This window comes from Pseudomonas sp. 8O, assembly GCF_902506495.1.
Classification (GTDB): domain Bacteria; phylum Pseudomonadota; class Gammaproteobacteria; order Pseudomonadales; family Pseudomonadaceae; genus Aquipseudomonas; species Aquipseudomonas chaetocerotis.
This window is the reverse complement of sequence record NZ_LR733264.1, coordinates 1,140,281-1,157,642: the sequence shown is the minus strand read 5'-3', so window position 1 is coordinate 1,157,642 and position 17,362 is coordinate 1,140,281. Positions and strand designations below refer to the sequence as shown.

Genomic DNA, 17,362 nt, shown 5'->3' with positions numbered 1-17,362 from the left:
CTCTGCGTGGGAACGCAGCCCTCGACGCTCCAGCGTCCACCACGGGCAGTTGCACGCTGTGCTGTGACGCAGAGCGTCACAGGCTTGCTCCCACGCCGGAGCGTGGGAACCATCAACACTGTAACGACTCAGGCGAGGGCATGCCCTCGCCTTTCATGATCGTTCCCACGCTCTGCGTGGGAATGCAGCCCTTGACGCTCCAGCGTCCACCACGGACAGTTGCGCGCTGTGCTGTGACGCAGAGCGTCACGGGCTTGCTCCCACGCCGGAGCGTGGGAGCCATCAACGCGAAGCTTGCCCACCTTGCTTCCCCCCGAAGACGCAGCCCTCCTGCTCCCTCACCTCGTTCAACTTGTTGCGCGTGCTCATCCTGCCGCCTGCGATACCGGCGACCCCATGTTCCAGAACATGGGTGAGTATTCCCCAGGCGGGCTCATCGTCTTCGAAGATTTTGATCATGTTGCCTCCGTGCCTTTCAATACCCGAACCCACCCCATGACATTCATCACCAATCGGTGACGGATAATCACCCGCTGCTCGAGCGCTTCCAACGCTGCGGCTCATCGAATGCGACGCGGCTCACGCCGAGCCAACGCGGTCAGGCAGTATTCGATGCCATTCGGTATCCTGCTCACGGCTCGGGGGATCCGAGGCCAGTTCAATCAATCAGGGAGCGTCGATGTGGCAAGGAAGCGCCAGCAGCAAGCACGTTTGTTTTCAATCCCGGCAATGGCCGCTCTGCTACTCACCCTGCACGGCTGCGCGGCTTTCCTGCACTTTCCGCAAAACGTCCCCGCGTTCAACGATGACTTCAGATTATTTCACGGCGAGCAGTATCGCTCCCTGCAATGGCAGGCGTTCACCAGCATGCCGAGCTTCGGCGATATCGAGGTGCAGTTGCCTGCCGGAATGTCACTGGGGCAACACTCCCCTGGCTCTCCTCCGGTAAAGCTTCTTTACGCGAAGAATCGCGCTGCTGGCCTGATGGGCACCCAATGGCGACAACTCCATGTGTATGGCGTGCCGGACAGCAAGACCATGCGTTTCCCGGTACCGCGCCTGGATGGCTATCACCCCAAAGCCCTGGTTTTTTGGGTGCGCGATGCCAGTGCCGATAGCAGCGCCAGCAGCATGCGCGTTCTATTCAGACTTGCCGAAACCGAGGTCATCGATCCCGACGATCCGGATCGGCATGTGGCGTTCTGGAGAGATCACAATGATCAGTGTTTCGCACGCGGCCGAGTGCAAACCATCGAGTCCACATTAGACAAGGACGACAGCTACCCACTGCAGTTCGACAGCACCTTGCGTGGCCTGTGCGTGTTTCACCCAACCTCAGGCGACGGCGTCGTGGCGACCGATACGCCCAGCTGGCACCTGCGCTCGAACGTACGGGTGAAACTCCTGAAGCACTACCAGAACCCCAGGTACCGCAGCCAGTGGCAACCGTATCCGCAGCAGGAGAACGCCCAATGATCCAGATCCGCCATGTTCGAGTGCTGGTCTGGCTGTCATGCGTGCTGAGCGGTTCGGCACTTGCCCATGCCAAGCCCGTGAGCGTCTATGCAGGCACCATCGGCAATGAGCCTGTCGAGTTGGTGCTGATCCACGATCATCAGCGCGACGCGATCTCGGGCCACCTGTTCGACCAGGGCACCGGCCGTTATCTGACGCTCGAGGAAACACCGCACGAGGAAGGCGACAAGCTGCTGATCAATCTCATGACCAATCCACGCATGCCGGGCGCCGCCCTGCTGCTGCCGGGTTTGCAAACCGCCCAGGGCAATCTCGAGGGCCAACATCTCGATTTGCAGAGCCGTCATGTGCAGGCGCTCGAACTGAAAAGGGTTGGCTACTTCCCCACTGATGTACGTGAGTCATACGACGGCGTCCTGCTGCAGCCATACGCGGATGGCGACTTCGTGTTCCGCGTTCACGCCCGCCGCGCCTCTGGCGTACATGGAGGGCAGGTTTTCCGAATAGACGTCACCCGGCGCGATTGCTCGCCGGTACAGGCGCTGGAAGATCTTGATCTTGTGTTCTTCGGCAGCGAAACGCTGCACTTCGCCGATTTCGACGGCGACGGCATCATCGATTTCCGGGTAACCCCGCGGCTGCGTCGCCAAAGCGACAATGCACTGGTCAGTGGCAATTTCCGTTATTACCTGTATCGGCACGATCAGGGAGGTTATCGACGCCATACGGCGCTGGAGGCATTGGGCGCGCAAGGGCCGCTGAGAGTTGCTCCCAATGGCGTGATCAGCCTCCGCCCGGACAAGGGCGTCGACTACCGCGCAGGCACCATCGAATGGCAGCACTACCGCTTCACCGCAGCCGACACGCTCGAACTGGAGCGTACGAGCCAGGAACACTTCTAACGACAAGGAGCGTCGCCATGCAATCCTCCCTGCTCCCTGCGGCATTGATCGCTATCGTGCTCGCCGTAAGCAGTACCCAGTCGCTGGCCTCGCATGCCATCTATCAGGGCAGCATCGGCAAAAGCCCGGTGACGCTGGTGATCGAGCACGCCAATGGCGTGACCCGCGGCATTTATTCATATGACCGCTACCGCACGCCAATCAGGCTGAAGCCGACATTTCTCAATACCCCCATGCGAAAGGCCATGGACGAGCTTGATCCCGAGGGGCTTCCAGTTGCACGGCTGCACTTCAACACCACCAACTTTTACCCGAATACACCCCTTATCAGCGGCACCTGGACCGACTACCGCAGCGGCCGTTCGCTGCCCCTGACGCTCAAGCCACAGGGGTTTCTCGAGGATTTCCTGCGTGATGAACATTCAGGAACGCAAACCCATTCGCTGCTTCAGGCGGAGTCCAGCGAGCGCTTCTACTTCCAGATTCCGATGATGCTGTCCTACGACGCGATTGGCGCGATCGAGGTGATGGACAAGGCTACCGGCAAACGGGTGCAGGTCCTTGCCCTCTCCCTCCCGAACATCTGCAACCGCGGGATCAATACCGTCCGTGTCGAGCAGCAAGACGAACACCTGCACGTGCATGTCGACAAACGCCAACACTGTGCCGGCGCGTCGTTCAAGTGGGATGAGGCCGAACGTCGATTCATACGGCTTTGAGGGCGCTCACTCGACACAAGACCTTGTCTCTCATCGTGGCTCTCACCGTCGGCAGCAGATCAACAGCGCCATTGCTGTAGTTACAGGCCCCAAGTGATACCATTGCGCGCTTCGACGTCGCCCTGAGCAGCACCAGGCCCCGGCGCCACAATGCCCGACACTCCCCCCATGCCTCACCAGCCTATCGGCTCGTCTGCCGGCAGGGGCGTAGCGTTCACTCATATGCGCAGGTTCGTCTTCCTCGGTTCGGGCCGGGCTGAAAGGCTCGAAAGCGGTATCACCCTTTAAACAGCGCACCTCAAGTTATTGATAGGTAAGTCCTTTGATTTCCACCGCTAACATCACCATGCAGTTCGGCGCCAAGCCGCTGTTCGAGAACGTTTCCGTCAAGTTCAACAACGGCAACCGCTACGGCCTGATCGGCGCCAACGGCTGCGGCAAGTCGACCTTCATGAAAATTCTTGGCGGCGACCTCGAGCCTTCCGGCGGCCAGGTGATGCTCGAGCCGAACGTGCGCCTGGGCAAGCTGCGCCAGGATCAGTTCGCCTACGAAGAATTCAACGTGATCGACACCGTGATCATGGGCCACGAGGAGCTGTGGAAGGTCAAGGCCGAGCGCGACCGCATCTACTCGCTGCCGGAAATGAGCGAAGAAGACGGCATGAAGGTTGGCGAGCTCGAAGGTGAGTTCGCCGAGATGGACGGCTACACCGCCGAGTCGCGTGCGGGCGAGCTGCTGCTGGGCCTGGGCATTCCGCTCGAGCAGCATTTCGGCCCGATGAGCGAAGTCGCCCCCGGCTGGAAGCTGCGCGTGCTGCTGGCCCAGGCGCTGTTCTCGGACCCGGACGTGCTGCTGCTCGACGAGCCGACCAACCACCTGGACATCAACACCATCCGCTGGCTGGAAACGATCCTCACGGCGCGCAACAGCACCATGATCATCATTTCCCACGACCGTCACTTCCTCAACTCGGTCTGCACCCACATGGCTGACCTGGATTACGGCGAGCTGCGCCTGTTTCCGGGCAACTACGACGAGTACATGACGGCCGCGACCCAGTCGCGCGAGCAGTTGCTGGCCGACAACGCCAAGAAGAAAGCGCAGATTTCCGAGCTGCAGAGCTTCGTCAGCCGTTTCTCGGCCAACGCCTCGAAAGCCAAGCAGGCCACCAGCCGCGCCAAGCAGATCGACAAGATCCAGCTGGCTGAGGTCAAGCCGTCGAGCCGCGTCAGCCCGTTCATTCGCTTCGAGCAGACCAAGAAACTGCACCGCCAGGCCGTGACCATCGAGAAGGTATCCAAGGCCTTCGACGACAAGGTGCTGTTCAAGAACTTCAGCTTCACCGTCGAAGCCGGCGAGCGCGTGGCGATCATCGGCCCCAACGGTATCGGCAAGACCACCCTGCTGCGCACCCTGGTCGGCGAAATGACCCCGGATGCCGGTTCGGTGAAATGGACGGAGAGCGCCGAGGTTGGCTACTACGCCCAGGATCACGCCCATGATTTCGAAGATGACGTGACCCTGTTCGACTGGATGGGCCAGTGGACGACCGGTGAGCAGGTGATCCGCGGCACTCTCGGGCGCATGCTGTTCTCCAACGACGAGATCCTCAAGTCGGTGAAGGTCATCTCCGGTGGTGAGCAAGGCCGCATGCTGTTCGGCAAGCTGATCCTGCAGAAGCCCAACGTGCTGGTGATGGACGAACCGACCAACCACCTGGACATGGAGTCGATCGAAGCGCTCAACCTGGCGCTGGAGAACTACCCGGGCACGCTGATCTTCGTCAGCCATGACCGCGAGTTCGTAGGCTCCCTGGCCACGCGCATCATCGAGCTGTCGGACAACGGCGTGACCGACTTCAGCGGCACCTACGACGACTACCTGCGTAGTCAGGGCATCATCGTCTGAAACTCCCAAGAAAACTCCCCTCTCCCATTTATGGGAGAGGGGTTGGGACGGAGGGCTGGACGACAGCACGCTCTGCCCAAAAACAACAAAGCCCGCTTTCCAGACTGTGTGAAAACCTAGCAGTCTGAGAGCAAGCTGAAGACAATGCCTCCATCAGTCGATGGGGGCATTGTCGTTTATGGGCTATATCCAGGGTGAAGGTCGTCAGCAAAGCAGCCTGTTTCCTCCCACATTGGAGGAGCTGGTACCGGAGGATCATCTGGTACGGGTGATCGAGGCCTATGTCGCTCGTCTGGATCTGCAGGCTCTGGGTTTCAGCAAGGCCGAGCCGCTCAAGACTGGACGTCCTGGCTATGATCCGGCGGATCTACTCAAGCTTTATCTATACGGTTACTTCCAGCGCATCCGCTCCTCCCGGCGCCTGGAAGCCGAGTGCCAGCGCAATGTCGAGGTGATGTGGCTGCTGGGCCGATTGGCACCGGATTTCAAGACCATTGCCGATTTTCGCAAGGACAACAGTGCTGCGTTTCAGGCGACCTGCCGCACCTTCGTCCAGTTCTGTCGCCAGGTAGGACTGATCGGCGGGCAACTCGTGGCCATTGATGGCAGCAAGTTTCAGGCGGTAGCGTCGCAACGCAAGCATCTGAGCCTGACGAAACTCAAGCGCCAACAAGCCAAGCTGGAGGCGCAGATCGCCCGTTATCTGGCAGAACTGGACGAGGCTGACCGCAGTGAGGCGGCTGAAGGGGTTGATCGCAGTGCGGTCAAGGCTGCGCTGCAGCACCTGGAGAGCCGACATGCCGATAACCTGACAGCCCAGGCGTTGATGGAGGTACAGGGGCTGGATCAGTTCGTCGTGGGTGAGGACGAGGCCCGCATGATGCGTACCCACCAGGGGGCTCGTGTGGTTTATAACGTTCAAAGCGCGGTAGATGGCGAGCATGGGCTGATCTTGCATCATGCCGTCACTCAGGACGGCAGCGATAACCAGCAACTGGAACCTATGGCCAAGGCCGCCCAGGCGATTCTGGCGCAGGAAGAGCTGACGGTTACAGCCGATGCCGGCTACTCCAATGGCGAGCAGTTTCAAGCCTGTGACGATGCAAAGATCACGGCCTATGTACCGGCAAACCGGGGGATCAACAATCAGGGTGACGATACACCGCTGTTCGAGCGTGACGCCTTCACCTATGACGCCACCCACGACCAGTACCAATGCCCGGCGGGCAAATGGCTACTGTTCAAGCAGGTCAGTGGCCTACAACGTATCTATGCCGCGCAAGGTGACTGCATGGGCTGTCCATTGAAATCACGCTGCACCAAGGCTAAACGTCGACACGTGAGTCGGCATGTCCATGAAGCCGCGTTCGAACGCATGAATCAGCGAATGCAGGCAGATCCGGAAATGATGGTCAGGCGTCGATCCATCGTCGAACATCCCTTCGGCAACCTGAAGCAGTGGATTTTGGGTAATGGCCGCCTCCTGCTCCGACAACAGCGAGGAGCGCGAACGGAAATGGCCCTGGCGGTCAACGCCTACAACCTGAAACGTGCCATCAATGTGCTGGGTGCCCGTCGGTTGATCGAGCTATTGGGATAAGTCCCGTCTTCCATTTCCAGGCATCAAAAACACCAACGCCCCGAACCAGTCGGGGCGTTGGATTTGCCTATCGTCAGTGCGTTTTCACACGCTCTGTTTCGCGGGCTTTGTTATTTCAGTGCTCTGCTCAGGCAGTGGCGAACAGCTCGGAGATACGCTGCGCAGCACCTTTCATGGCTTCGGCGCGCGGCTCTTCGCCATAGGCCAGGCCTTCGGCGCGAACGATCTCGATATCGTCGATGCCGACGAAGTTCAGCATGCGCACCAGATAGTCCTCATGCGCCTGGCCAGACGGCTGGCCGGCATGAATGCCACCGGCGCTGGAGGCGATCACCACGGTCTTGCCGCCAGCCAGCCCTACCGGGCCGTTCTCGGTGTACTTGAAGCTCTTGCCGGCGACGGCGATGCGGTCGATCCAGGCCTTCAGTTGGCTGGGAATGGCGAAGTTGTACATCGGCGCACCGATGACGATGGCATCGGCAGCAAGAAACTCTTCCAGTGTGCGTTCGGCCAACTCGGCTTCGTGCTTCTGCGCGGCGTCACGCAGCTCGGCCGGGGTGCCGGCGGCTACCAGAGTGGCAGCGGAAAAGTGGCTCAGCGCATCGCTGGCCAGGTCGCGGTAGGTCACCTGAGCATCTGCAGTGACAGCGCTCCAGGCCTCGACCACAGAGCGGCTGAGCTGACGGGAAGCGGAAGCATCGCCGAGGATGCTGGAATCGAGGTGCAGTAGTTTCATGGGTGCTCTCCAGAGTGCTATGCGACGTGGTGACGCAATTGCGGGGAGGCTACCGATGGAACCAATAGCCGATAAGACGGCAAAAATGCGATAGTTCGTCCCACTGACAGGACGATGACATGCATGACCTCAATGATCTGTTCTACTTCGCCAAGGTAGTGGAAGCCGGTGGTTTCGCCGCTGCCGGGCGCGCACTGGGCATTCCCAAGTCGCGCCTGTCGCGGCGCATCGCCGAACTGGAGCAGCGCCTGGGGGCGCGTTTGCTGCATCGCTCGACACGCAAGCTGGCGCTGACCGATATCGGCGAACGCTACCTGCGCCATTGCCAGGCGATGTTGCTGGAGGCCGAACAGGCCGAGGAAACCGTGACCAACCTGACCAGCGAACCCCGTGGTCGGGTGCGCTTCTCCACCCCACCGGGTGTGGCCCTGCTGCCCGACGTGATCAATGATTTTCTGACGCGCTACCCCAGGGTACAGCTGGAGGTCGTACAGACCAGCCGCCGCATCGATCTGCTCAACGAGGCTGTGGACGTCGCCCTGCGCGTGCGCAACGCCGATGACGAAGAACCGGGCCTGATCACTCGTCGCCTGCTACCCGCTCGCGCGCTGGTGGTGGCGCGCCCGGATCTGATAACCGGGCTACGCCTGGAGCAGCCTGAAGATCTGCAGCAGTTGCCAGCGCTGGGCGCCATCGGAGCCGACCGGCGCATTCATCTGCGCTTTCATCACAACACGACGCAGGAGGCTCGCGAGATCGCCCTGGAAGCGCGCCTGGCCGTCGACGACTTTCCCATGCGCAAGTCGGCGGCACTAGCCGGGGTGGGCATCACGCTGCTGCCCACCACCTACTGCCACGAGGAATTGGCCGATGGCCGCCTGGTGTCATTGCTGCCGCACTGGACGGTGCCGGAGGGCTATGTCCAGTTGGCCTACAGCCACAGGCGCGGTATGTCGCCGGCTGTCCGCGCCTGGATCGAGTTGCTGAGCGAGGCATTCAGTCGCTGGAGCTTCCCGATCTGACTCAGATGCGGAACTGACGCACCAATGCCCCGAGGCGATCACCGAGGCCAGCCAGGCTGCGAGCAGTCTGTGCGCCACGCTCGGTTTCGTCGGCGACGCTGTCCACGGCAACGGCGATCTGATGCACGCTGCGATTGATCTCCTCGGCCACTGCGGTCTGCTCCTCGGCGGCGCTGGCGATCTGCGCGTTCATCGCGTTGATGGTGGCAATCAGCTGAGCAATGGCGTCGAGCGATTCGCCGGCCTTGTTGGCCTGCTCGCTGGTCAGCTCACCGGCATCACTGGAGCGGCGCATCGAGGTCACTGACTGCTGCGTACCCTGCTGCAGACGGTCGATCATGCCCTGGATTTCCTGGGTGCTCTGCTGGGTGCGGCTGGCCAGCGCACGCACCTCATCAGCTACCACGGCGAAACCACGCCCTGCCTCACCGGCGCGGGCGGCTTCGATAGCGGCGTTGAGCGCCAGCAGGTTGGTCTGCTCGGCGATGGAGCGGATCACGTCGAGCACGCTGACGATGGACAGTACGTCCTGCTGCAGGCTGTCGAGCGATACGCCGCTGCTGCGGATGTCCTCGACCAACGAGTGAATGCGCTGGATGCTGCCATCGACCACGCTTTTAGCTGCCTGCCCTTCGCGGTCGGTCTGCTGCGCGGCTTCTGCGGCGCCCTGCGCGCTCTTGGCGACTTGGTGAGCGGCGGCCGACATTTCGTTGATCGCCGTAGCCACCTGATCGGTTTCGTGACGCTGCTGCCCCATGGCCTGCTCGGAGCGCTGCGCCTGTTCCGATACCTGGCTTACCAGCTCGGTGAGCTGCCCGGTCATTTCGACGATCTGCCGCACCAGGCCATGCACCTTCTCGACAAAACGGTTGAAGGAACCCGCCAACTGGCCCAACTCGTCCTCACTGGTGACCGGCAGACGGCGGGTCAGATCGCCCTCACCTGCAGCGATATCGTCGAGGTTGGCCTTGATCTGTTGCAGCGGGCGCAGGAAGGCGTTGCCCAACCACACGCCAATCACGCCGAACACCAGCAGGAGGATCGCCGCCACCACCATGATGCTGGTGATGATGGTGCCGATGCGGCGATCAATCTCAGCCTGTACTTCGACGATCTGCGCCTCGATACCGTCGAGGTTGAGCGCGGTGCCCAGGGCCATGTCCCATTTGGGCAGGTAGTAGCTGTAGGCGAGCTTGGGCACCTGCACGGTCTCGTTGCCCGGCAGCGGCGAGGAATAATTGACGAAGTAGCTGTTGTTCTTCGCCACGTTGACCAGCTCGCGGTTGATGTAGACGCCGTTGGAGTCGCGCCGGTCGGCCAGGCTCTTGCCGACATCCACCGGGCTGTCGCCACGGAACAGGCGCACCACGTTGGAGTCATGACCGAAGAAGTAGCCGTCGGCGCCGTACTTGATCTTCGAGAGGATGGCGATGGCCTGTTCGCGACTGGCCATGTCGCCTTGGGCGGCACCATCGTAGAGGCCTTTCACCGAGCCCAGTGCGATCTGGATGTAATGCTCGAGCTCGCTGCGTTTCTCCTGCAGCAGACGCTCGCGCGTCTCGGCCACTTCGTCAGCAGCCAGATTCTGCAACACCCTCGCCGCCGTACCGCTGAGCACCAGCGCGAAAAGGATGACGGGAACCAGCGCAAGCAGGATTACCTTGGCTTTCAATGTCAGGCGCATTCTTGTTGTCCTTGTGTGCGAAACCAAAAACGGGGCTACCGATGTATCGGCAGCCCCGTGGAAGAGTTAAGCGACCCAAGGCGCCGAGAACTTAATCCGGCGTCTGTTCACGCCTTTACAGCAGCATAGCGGCGGCCCAACCGAACGCCAGCAGCGGCAGGTTGTAGTGCAGGAAGGTGGGCACGACGCTGTCCCAGATGTGGTTGTGCTGACCGTCGGCGTTCAACCCCGAGGTTGGCCCGAGCGTCGAGTCCGAGGCGGGTGAGCCGGCGTCGCCCAGAGCACCGGCAGTGCCGACGATGCAGACGATGGCCAGCGGGCTGAAACCCAGTTGCACACCCAGCGGCACGAAAATCGCCGCGATGATCGGAATGGTCGAGAAGGAAGAGCCGATGCCCATGGTCACCAGCAGCCCGACCAGCAGCATCAACAGCGCGCCAACGGCCTTGTTGTGGCCGATCAGAGCTGCCGAGCTATCGACCAGCGTCTTGACCTCACCGGTGGTCTTCATCACCTCGGCGAAACCGGCAGCGGCGATCATGATGAAACCGATCATGGCCATCATCTTCATGCCTTCGGTAAACAGGCCGTCCGCCTCCTTCCAGCGCACCACGCCGGACACGGAGAAGATCACGAAACCGACCAGCGCGCCGATGATCATCGAGTCCAGCCACAGCTGCACGACGAACGCTGCGGCGATGGCCAGCCCCGCTACCAGCAGGCTCAACGGGTTGTACTGCACGTCCACGCGTTCGGCCTGCGCGACCTTTTCCAGGTCATAGACGCGTTTGCCGCGATAGCTGAACAGCACCGCCACGAGCAGCCCGCAGAGCATGCCCAGCGCCGGAATGGCCATGGCCTGGGTGATGCTGATGCCGGTGACGTCGACACCGGACTTGGCGACATTGGCCAGCAGGATCTCATTGAGGAAGATGCCGCCAAAACCCACCGGCAGGAACATGTACGGCGTGATCAGACCGAAGGTCAGCACGCAGGCGATCAAGCGACGATCCAGCTGCAATTTGCTCAATACATAGAGCAGCGGTGGTACCAGCAGCGGGATGAAGGCGATATGGATCGGCAGCAGGTTCTGCGAGGAGATCGCAACAGCCAGCAGCAGCCCGATCAGCAACCACTTCAGCGCCCCGCCAGTGCCATCCTGCTGTTTGTCGACCAGCGCCAGTGCCCTGTCCGCCAGGGCGTGAGCCAGGCCCGACTTGGCGATGGCCACGGCGAAAGCGCCCAGCAGCGCGTAAGACAGGGCAACCGTCGCCCCGCCACCGAGCCCCTGGTTGAACGCCTTCAGCGTGCCCTCGACGCCCAGCCCACCCAAAAGCCCACCGGCCAGTGCACCAATGATCAGCGCCACGACCACGTGTACGCGACAGAGACTGAGGACCAGCATGATGCCGACCGCAGCGATTACAGCGTTCATAAAGCACTCCACCTTCACGGCGCAAAAAGCCGCGTACTCTGCCGCAAGCGAGCCATAGCTGTCAAAACGCATGATCGTTCATTATTTAAACCGAAACGTGCATAATTCCGACCGCACACCGTATCGATCAAGAATACGGGCCGCACACCGATAACACTGTTAGCCCATGCAGAAAGGAACGCACCATGCTGTTCAGCCGTCTTTCGATCCAGTGGAAGATCACCCTGCTCGCCGGCCTGTGCCTGCTCGCCATCGTCACCTTGCTGGTGGGCGCCTCGCAGTACCAGTCGAGCCGCAGCGCCAGCCTGGTGCGCGAAGCCAGCTCCGCGATGCTGGAAGAGAGTGCGACACTGCGCCTCAAGGCGCGTAGTGAATTACAGGCGATCCGTATCCAGCGCTACTTCATGGATGCCTACCAGTACGGCAAGGGATTTTCCCGGCAGATCCTGTTCCTGCGTGAGCAGGCAGAGAAGCGCTTTCTCGATGCCTTCGACCTGCGTGAGGACCTGACCCGCCAGGTGCGCAGCAGCCTGGAAGCCAATCCCGCCCTGCTCGGCCTGTACCTGGTGTTCGAACCCAACGCCCTGGATGGCAAGGACGAACTGTTCGCCGACCAGCCCGATCTGGGCAGCAATGACGCAGGACGCTTCGCGCTGTACTGGGCGCAACCCACAGTCGGTCAACTGGAAGCCGAGGCCATGACCGAGCAATTGCTGGGCGACACCACGCCTGGTGACAACGGCGTCGCCTACAACGCCTGGTATACCTGCCCCCGCGATACCCGCCAGGCCTGCGTGCTGGAACCTTATTACGACGACGTCGGCGGGCAGAAGACGCTGATGACCAGCATCGCGTTTCCCCTGGAACTCGATGGCAAGATCATCGGCGTCATGGGCGTGGATATCAGCCTGGCCAGCCTGCAGCAGATCAGCCAGGAGGCCAATCGCGAGCTGTACGACGGCCAGGGCCATATCAGCATCTTCAGCCCCGGCGCCTTGCTGGCAGGCCACAGCCGCGACGGCAGCCTGCTGAGCCAGCCGGTCGAACGTGCCTTTCCCGAAAACGCCAGCGAACTGCGCAGCTTGATCCAGTCAGGCAGCGACGCCGAGTTGCGGCACGCTGACATGCTCCGTGAACTCAGCCCGTTCAAACCGATTCCCGAGGCAAAACCCTGGTCGGTCCTGCTCGAAGTGCCTCAGCAAGTGCTGCTCGAGCGCGCCATCGAACTGGGCGCACAGCTCGATGCCACCCGCACCCGTGACAGCCTGGTCGCACTGCTGATGGGGCTTGTCGCGGTGATCGCCGGCCTGCTGCTGATGTGGCTGACGGCACGCGGCGTAACGCGGCCGATTCTCGGCGTGGCCTCCATGCTCAAGGATATCGCCAGCGGCGAAGGCGACCTGACTCGCCGCCTGCAATACGCCCGGCAGGACGAGCTGGGCGAACTCGCCGGCTGGTTCAACCGTTTCCTCGACAAGCTACAGCCCATCATTGCCGACGTGAAAAACAGCGTGATCGACGCCCGCAGCACGGCCGATCAGTCCGCAGCCATCGCCAGCCAGACCAGCGCCGGCATGCAGCAGCAGTATCGCGAGGTTGACCAGGTGGCGACCGCCTTCCAGGAAATGAGCGCCACCGCCCAGGATGTCGCGCACAACGCCGCGCAGGCCGCAGAAGCCGCGCGCAATGCAGATCAGGCCAGTCGCGAAGGCCTGCAGGTGATCGACCGCACTACCAACACCATCGATCTTTTGGCCAATGAAATGAATGTGGCCATGCAGGAAGTCGAAGGCCTGGCCAGCAGCAGCGAGCAGATCGGCTCGGTGCTGGAAGTGATTCGCTCGATTGCCGAGCAGACCAACCTGCTCGCCCTCAACGCCGCCATCGAGGCCGCGCGTGCGGGCGAAGCCGGTCGTGGCTTTGCCGTGGTCGCCGACGAAGTACGCAACCTGGCCAAACGCACCCAGGATTCGGTCGAGGAAATCCGCCAGGTGATCGAAGGCTTGCAGAACGGCACGCGCGAGGTGGTCAGCACCATGCACAGCAGCCATCGCCAGGCTCAGGGCAGCGTCGAGCAGGTGCAGCAAGCCGTGGCCGCGCTGCAGCGTATCAGCCAGGCGGTCAGCACCATTACCGACATGAACCTGCAGATCGCCAGCGCCGCTGAGGAGCAGAGTTCGGTGGCCGAGGAGATCAACCGCAATGTCGCCTCGATCCGCGACGTCACCGAGGCCATCACCGCACAGGCCGACGAGTCGGCGCAGGTGAGCCAGAACCTCAACCGCCTGGCCAATCATCAGCAGAGTCTGATGGATCAATTCCGCGTGTAACGTCAGGCAGGGTGCGCCGCGCGCACCAAAATACTGGCGGCGCATCAGTGGACATGACGCCAAATCATCCTCGATCTGGCGGCGCTTCCCTTGCAGCGCAGGCAGGCAATCGCCTAGCCTGCGTTCTTTTTTCGGGGAAGCAGCATGCTCAATATCGCCTTGGTCGCCGGCTCCAGCCGCAACAACAGCCAATCAGGAAAGGTCGCTCGCGTGCTGCGTCAGCGCCTGATCGAGATGGGTCAAACCACTCAGGACACCAGCAGCATCATCGATCTGGGCCTGGCGCCGCTGCCGCTGTGGCCCGCTGAAGACGCCGGCCCCTGGTCCATGTATCAGCAGCAACTGGCGGCCGCCGATGCCGTGGTGATCATTGCGCCGGAGTGGAACGGCATGGCCTGTCCGGCGATCAAGAACTTCTTCATCTACGCCAGCAAGGCCGAACTGGCGCACAAGCCAGGCCTGCTGGTTGGCGTTTCCTCCGGTATTGGCGGCGCCTACCCGATCAGCGAACTGCGCGCCTCCAGCTACAAGAACTGCCGCCTGTGCTACCTGCCGGAGCACCTGATCGTGCGTCAGGTCGAGAAAGTGTTGAACGGTCCGCAGGCGGTGGACGAAGCCGATGAGCGACTCCGCGCCCGCGTCGATTACGCGCTCGATGTACTGGTGCGTTACGCCCACGCCCTGCAGCCGGTCCGCGCCGCCATCAACTTCGATAACCCGGCCTTCGCCAACGGCATGTAATAGAGAGCCTTGCACGGCCCGTAGTGTGGGTTAGCGACGCTGAACGCAGCGTTTGCAGGCGCCGACAAACTTACCGCGCCGCGTAACCCACCAGCGATGGCGTGCCCGGCGCGAGGCCATAAGCGCGGCCTGGGTTCAACGCCGTGGCAGGCTCACCACCACTCGTAACCCGCCCAACGGGCTGTCCTGCAGCTCGATACGGCCGTGCCAGGCCTCGATGATATCGCGCACGATACCAAGGCCCAGGCCGTGTCCCGCCACCTGCTCGTCCAGACGGGTACCGCGCCCAAGCACGGCCTCACGGCGCTCGGCATCGATACCTGGGCCGTCATCATCGACACATAGGCGATAACCCTCGGCGCTCTCCTCCACCGTCAGTTGCACACGCTGATCGGCCCATTTGCAGGCGTTATCCAGCAGGTTGCCGAGCAGCTCCAGCAGATCCTCACGGTCACGCGGCAGGACCAGGCCAGGCGGCGCCTGCCAATCCAGGCTCAGGCCACGGTCATGAATCATCGACAAGGTGGCGAACAGCCCCGGCAGCTCCTGCGCGCAATCGAAGCGTGCTCCCGGCAACACCTCGCCAGCCAGGCGCGCACGCCCCAGCTCGCGGCTCAGGCGCTGCCCGATCTGCTCCAACTGTTCGCGCATGGTCGCGCGCAATGCCGGATGGGCTGCCAACTCCTCGCGGCCGGCCAGGCTGATCAACACGGCCAGCGGCGTTTTCAGCGCATGGCCAAGATTGCCCAATGCATTGCGCGAGCGCTTGAGGGTGTCCTCGGTATGCGCCAACAGGTGGTTGATCTGTGCGACCAGAGGCTCCAACTCTTCGGGCACCTCGGCATCCAGATCCGTACGCCGCCCCTGCTGCAGTTGCACGATCTGCTGGCGTACCTGCTCCAGCGGGCGCAGGGCTCGGTGCACGGTGTAACGCTGGGCAACAAGGATCAGCAGCAGCGCAGCGCCTCCCAGGCCCAAACCCACCCACTGCATGCGGCGAAAACTCTGCAGTATTGGCTGGTAATCCTGCGCCACGCTGATCGACAGATTCTCCCCATAGCGGCGGTAGTCGGCGCGGTAGATCAGCAGTAACTGGCCTTGCGGGCCGTCACCCAGTTCGGCCTGCATGCCAATGCCATTGGGCTTGAGTAACTCACGATCCCACAGCGAGCGCGAACGCCAGCTGCGGTCGGAAAAATCGATGCGAAAATAATGCCCCGAGAATTGCCGCTGGAACGAGGGATCGAGACGTCGTTCATCCAGTTGCAAACCAGCTGGACCCCGCACCAGTGCTGCCAACAGTCCTTGCGCTTCGTCACGCAAATCCTCTTCCAGGTAAGCGCGCAGGCCACGGTCGAAGACCCAGAGGCTGGCCTGCGCCAGAACCAATCCGACCAGCAACAGCGTAGCGGCCAGGCCAATACCGAGCCGACGCTGAATGGACCTCAACCCTGCTCTCCGGTAAAGCGGTAACCCTGCCCACGGCGGGTCTCGATCACGTTGCGTCCGAGCTTGCCGCGCAGGCGGTTGACGTGCACTTCGATGACGTTGGAGTCGCGCTCGGTCTCGCCGTCATAGAGGTGGTCGGCGAGATGACTCTTGGACAGGATCTGCCCCGGATGCAGCATGAAATAACGCAGCAAGCGAAACTCTGCGGCAGTCAGGTCAATGGCTTCGCCGCCCGCCGTCACGCACTGGCGGCTCTCGTCCAGTTGCAGGCCGGCGGCCTCCAGTTGCGGCTGGTTGGCCAGGCCATGGGCGCGGCGTAACAGCGCCTGGATGCGCAGGGCCAACTCCTCGGGGTGGAAGGGTTTGGTCAGGTAGTCGTCGGCGCCGGCCTTCAGCCCTTCGATGCGCTCGGCCCAGGAACCTCGCGCAGTCAGCACCAGCACCGGCGTCGCCAGTCCGCCAGCACGCCACTCCTGTAGCACCTCCAACCCTGGCTTGCCTGGCAGGCCAAGGTCGAGAATGATCAGGTCATAAGGCTCGCTGGCGCCCTGATAGGCTGCATCGCGACCATCGGCCAGCCAGTCCACGGCATAGCCCTGGCGACTCAGGCTGGCGGTCAGTTCATCGGCCAGGGGTACATGGTCTTCCACCAGCAACAGGCGCATCAGTCGTCTTCCTCATCCTTCAGAATATTGCCGTTGCGGGCATCCAGTTCGAGCTCGCGCACCACACCCGAGGTGGTCAGAATCTCGACCTCATAGACCAGCACGCCATCCTCTTCCTCCAGCTCCGCTTCAAGCAGCGTGGAACCGGGGTAAGCATTGCCGATGTGCTGCATCAGCTGCTCGAAGGGCATGATGACCCCCTCACGCCGCAGGCGCAGAGCCTCATCCTGATCGAGATCGCGCGCAACGCCCGGCACGCTGGCAAAACCGCATGCCAGAACCAGCAATAGCGCGGTGGTACGTCGAAACTTCATCAATCGTCCTGGTGGTTCTTGAGAATTTCCCCGGTGCTGGCATCCAGCTCCAGGTCCCACTGCACGCCCTGGGTATCGCGCAGCTCGATCTGATAGATATAGCGACCGTATTCGTCTTCCAGCTCGGTTTCTTCGATGCGTGCACCTGGGTGTTGGGCCAGTGCCGCCTCATTGAGCTGTTCGAAGGATTTGATGGTCCCGGCATCACGCAGACGCAGGGCCTCGTCCGGGCCGAGATCGCGCGCCTGGGCAATGGTAGCGGCGCTGACGAGGGTGGCAAGTGTTGCGAGGTGGATCAATCGTTTCATGGCTTTCTCCAGCAGTGAATCAGTGACTGCCACTCTAGGCCCAGGCACTTAATTCAAGCTGAATTCACTCGC

General features: G+C 61.9%; 15 protein-coding genes and 3 pseudogenes. 9 read left to right on the top strand and 9 right to left on the bottom strand.

What is annotated here, in order from left to right:
• Window positions 1–282: 282 nt before the first annotated feature.
• Window positions 283–459 (bottom strand): hypothetical protein, encoded by a 177-nt coding sequence (locus GV002_RS08040; protein WP_160017822.1) that lies wholly within the window; start codon window positions 457–459, stop codon window positions 283–285.
• A 153-nt stretch (window positions 460–612) separates the two neighbouring features.
• On the opposite strand from GV002_RS08040, the gene GV002_RS08035 reads away from it, so the two are divergent.
• The 5 genes from GV002_RS08035 to GV002_RS08015 all read left to right on the top strand — a co-directional run bounded on the left by GV002_RS08035 (window position 613) and on the right by GV002_RS08015 (window position 6,606).
• Window positions 613–1,476, top strand: a complete 864-nt coding sequence (locus GV002_RS08035) for a hypothetical protein (RefSeq protein WP_160017821.1) — start codon at window positions 613–615, stop codon at window positions 1,474–1,476.
• Window positions 1,473–2,378 carry a hypothetical protein gene (locus tag GV002_RS08030; protein ID WP_160017820.1) on the top strand — a complete coding sequence of 302 codons (906 nt, stop codon included), beginning with the start codon at window positions 1,473–1,475 and terminating at the stop codon, window positions 2,376–2,378. The genes GV002_RS08035 and GV002_RS08030 overlap by 4 nt, the downstream gene beginning before the upstream one ends.
• A 17-nt stretch (window positions 2,379–2,395) precedes the next feature.
• Window positions 2,396–3,097, top strand: coding sequence for a hypothetical protein (locus tag GV002_RS08025; RefSeq protein ID WP_160017819.1), 702 nt, complete (start codon window positions 2,396–2,398; stop codon window positions 3,095–3,097).
• 322 nt (window positions 3,098–3,419) lie between these two features.
• On the top strand, window positions 3,420–5,006 hold the full coding sequence (locus GV002_RS08020) for an ABC-F family ATPase (RefSeq protein WP_074677976.1): 1,587 nt from the start codon (window positions 3,420–3,422) through the stop codon (window positions 5,004–5,006).
• Between the two features lie 178 nt (window positions 5,007–5,184).
• Window positions 5,185–6,606, top strand: a complete 1,422-nt coding sequence (locus GV002_RS08015) for an IS1182 family transposase (protein WP_178094626.1) — start codon at window positions 5,185–5,187, stop codon at window positions 6,604–6,606.
• Window positions 6,607–6,733: 127 nt separating this feature from the next.
• On the opposite strand, the gene GV002_RS08010 is transcribed toward GV002_RS08015, so the two are convergent.
• A complete protein-coding gene (locus tag GV002_RS08010) occupies window positions 6,734–7,342 on the bottom strand; it encodes an FMN-dependent NADH-azoreductase (protein ID WP_112211121.1) in 609 nt (202 codons plus the stop codon).
• Between the two features lie 119 nt (window positions 7,343–7,461).
• On the opposite strand from GV002_RS08010, the gene GV002_RS08005 reads away from it, so the two are divergent.
• Entirely contained in the window at window positions 7,462–8,364 is a 903-nt protein-coding gene (locus tag GV002_RS08005) for a LysR substrate-binding domain-containing protein (RefSeq protein ID WP_160017817.1), read from the top strand.
• 1 nt (window position 8,365) lies between these two features.
• Here the strand turns inward: GV002_RS08005 and GV002_RS24565 are convergent.
• The 3 genes and pseudogenes from GV002_RS24565 to GV002_RS07995 form a co-directional block, all read right to left on the bottom strand.
• Window positions 8,366–9,364, bottom strand: a pseudogene (locus GV002_RS24565) (methyl-accepting chemotaxis protein); the annotation flags it as partial.
• 159 nt (window positions 9,365–9,523) lie between these two features.
• Window positions 9,524–10,048, bottom strand: a pseudogene (locus GV002_RS24560) (cache domain-containing protein); the annotation flags it as partial.
• A gap of 115 nt (window positions 10,049–10,163) precedes the next feature.
• Window positions 10,164–11,483, bottom strand: a complete 1,320-nt coding sequence (locus GV002_RS07995) for a Na+/H+ antiporter family protein (protein ID WP_160017815.1) — start codon at window positions 11,481–11,483, stop codon at window positions 10,164–10,166.
• 185 nt (window positions 11,484–11,668) lie between these two features.
• Here GV002_RS07995 and GV002_RS24555 point away from each other — a divergent pair.
• The 3 genes and pseudogenes from GV002_RS24555 to GV002_RS07985 form a co-directional block, all read left to right on the top strand.
• Window positions 11,669–12,907: pseudogene (locus GV002_RS24555) on the top strand (chemotaxis protein); the annotation flags it as partial.
• Between the two features lie 150 nt (window positions 12,908–13,057).
• Window positions 13,058–13,813, top strand: a complete 756-nt coding sequence (locus tag GV002_RS24550) for a methyl-accepting chemotaxis protein (RefSeq protein ID WP_372241827.1) — start codon at window positions 13,058–13,060, stop codon at window positions 13,811–13,813.
• A gap of 144 nt (window positions 13,814–13,957) precedes the next feature.
• Window positions 13,958–14,554, top strand: coding sequence for an NADPH-dependent FMN reductase (locus GV002_RS07985; RefSeq protein WP_160017813.1), 597 nt, complete (start codon window positions 13,958–13,960; stop codon window positions 14,552–14,554).
• Between the two features lie 135 nt (window positions 14,555–14,689).
• Here GV002_RS07985 and GV002_RS07980 read toward each other — a convergent pair whose 3' ends face one another.
• From GV002_RS07980 to GV002_RS07965, 4 genes are read right to left on the bottom strand one after another with little or no spacing between them, the layout of a single operon-like run.
• On the bottom strand, window positions 14,690–16,003 hold the full coding sequence (locus tag GV002_RS07980) for an ATP-binding protein (RefSeq protein WP_160017812.1): 1,314 nt from the start codon (window positions 16,001–16,003) through the stop codon (window positions 14,690–14,692).
• Window positions 16,000–16,668 carry a response regulator transcription factor gene (locus tag GV002_RS07975; protein ID WP_106742298.1) on the bottom strand — a complete coding sequence of 223 codons (669 nt, stop codon included), beginning with the start codon at window positions 16,666–16,668 and terminating at the stop codon, window positions 16,000–16,002. Before GV002_RS07975 ends, GV002_RS07980 begins: the two co-directional genes overlap by 4 nt.
• Window positions 16,668–16,982, bottom strand: a complete 315-nt coding sequence (locus GV002_RS07970; protein WP_160017811.1) for a PepSY domain-containing protein — start codon at window positions 16,980–16,982, stop codon at window positions 16,668–16,670. The genes GV002_RS07975 and GV002_RS07970 overlap by 1 nt, the downstream gene beginning before the upstream one ends.
• On the bottom strand, window positions 16,982–17,290 hold the full coding sequence (locus tag GV002_RS07965) for a PepSY domain-containing protein (protein ID WP_160017810.1): 309 nt from the start codon (window positions 17,288–17,290) through the stop codon (window positions 16,982–16,984). The genes GV002_RS07970 and GV002_RS07965 overlap by 1 nt, the downstream gene beginning before the upstream one ends.
• Between the last annotated feature and the right edge of the window lie 72 nt (window positions 17,291–17,362).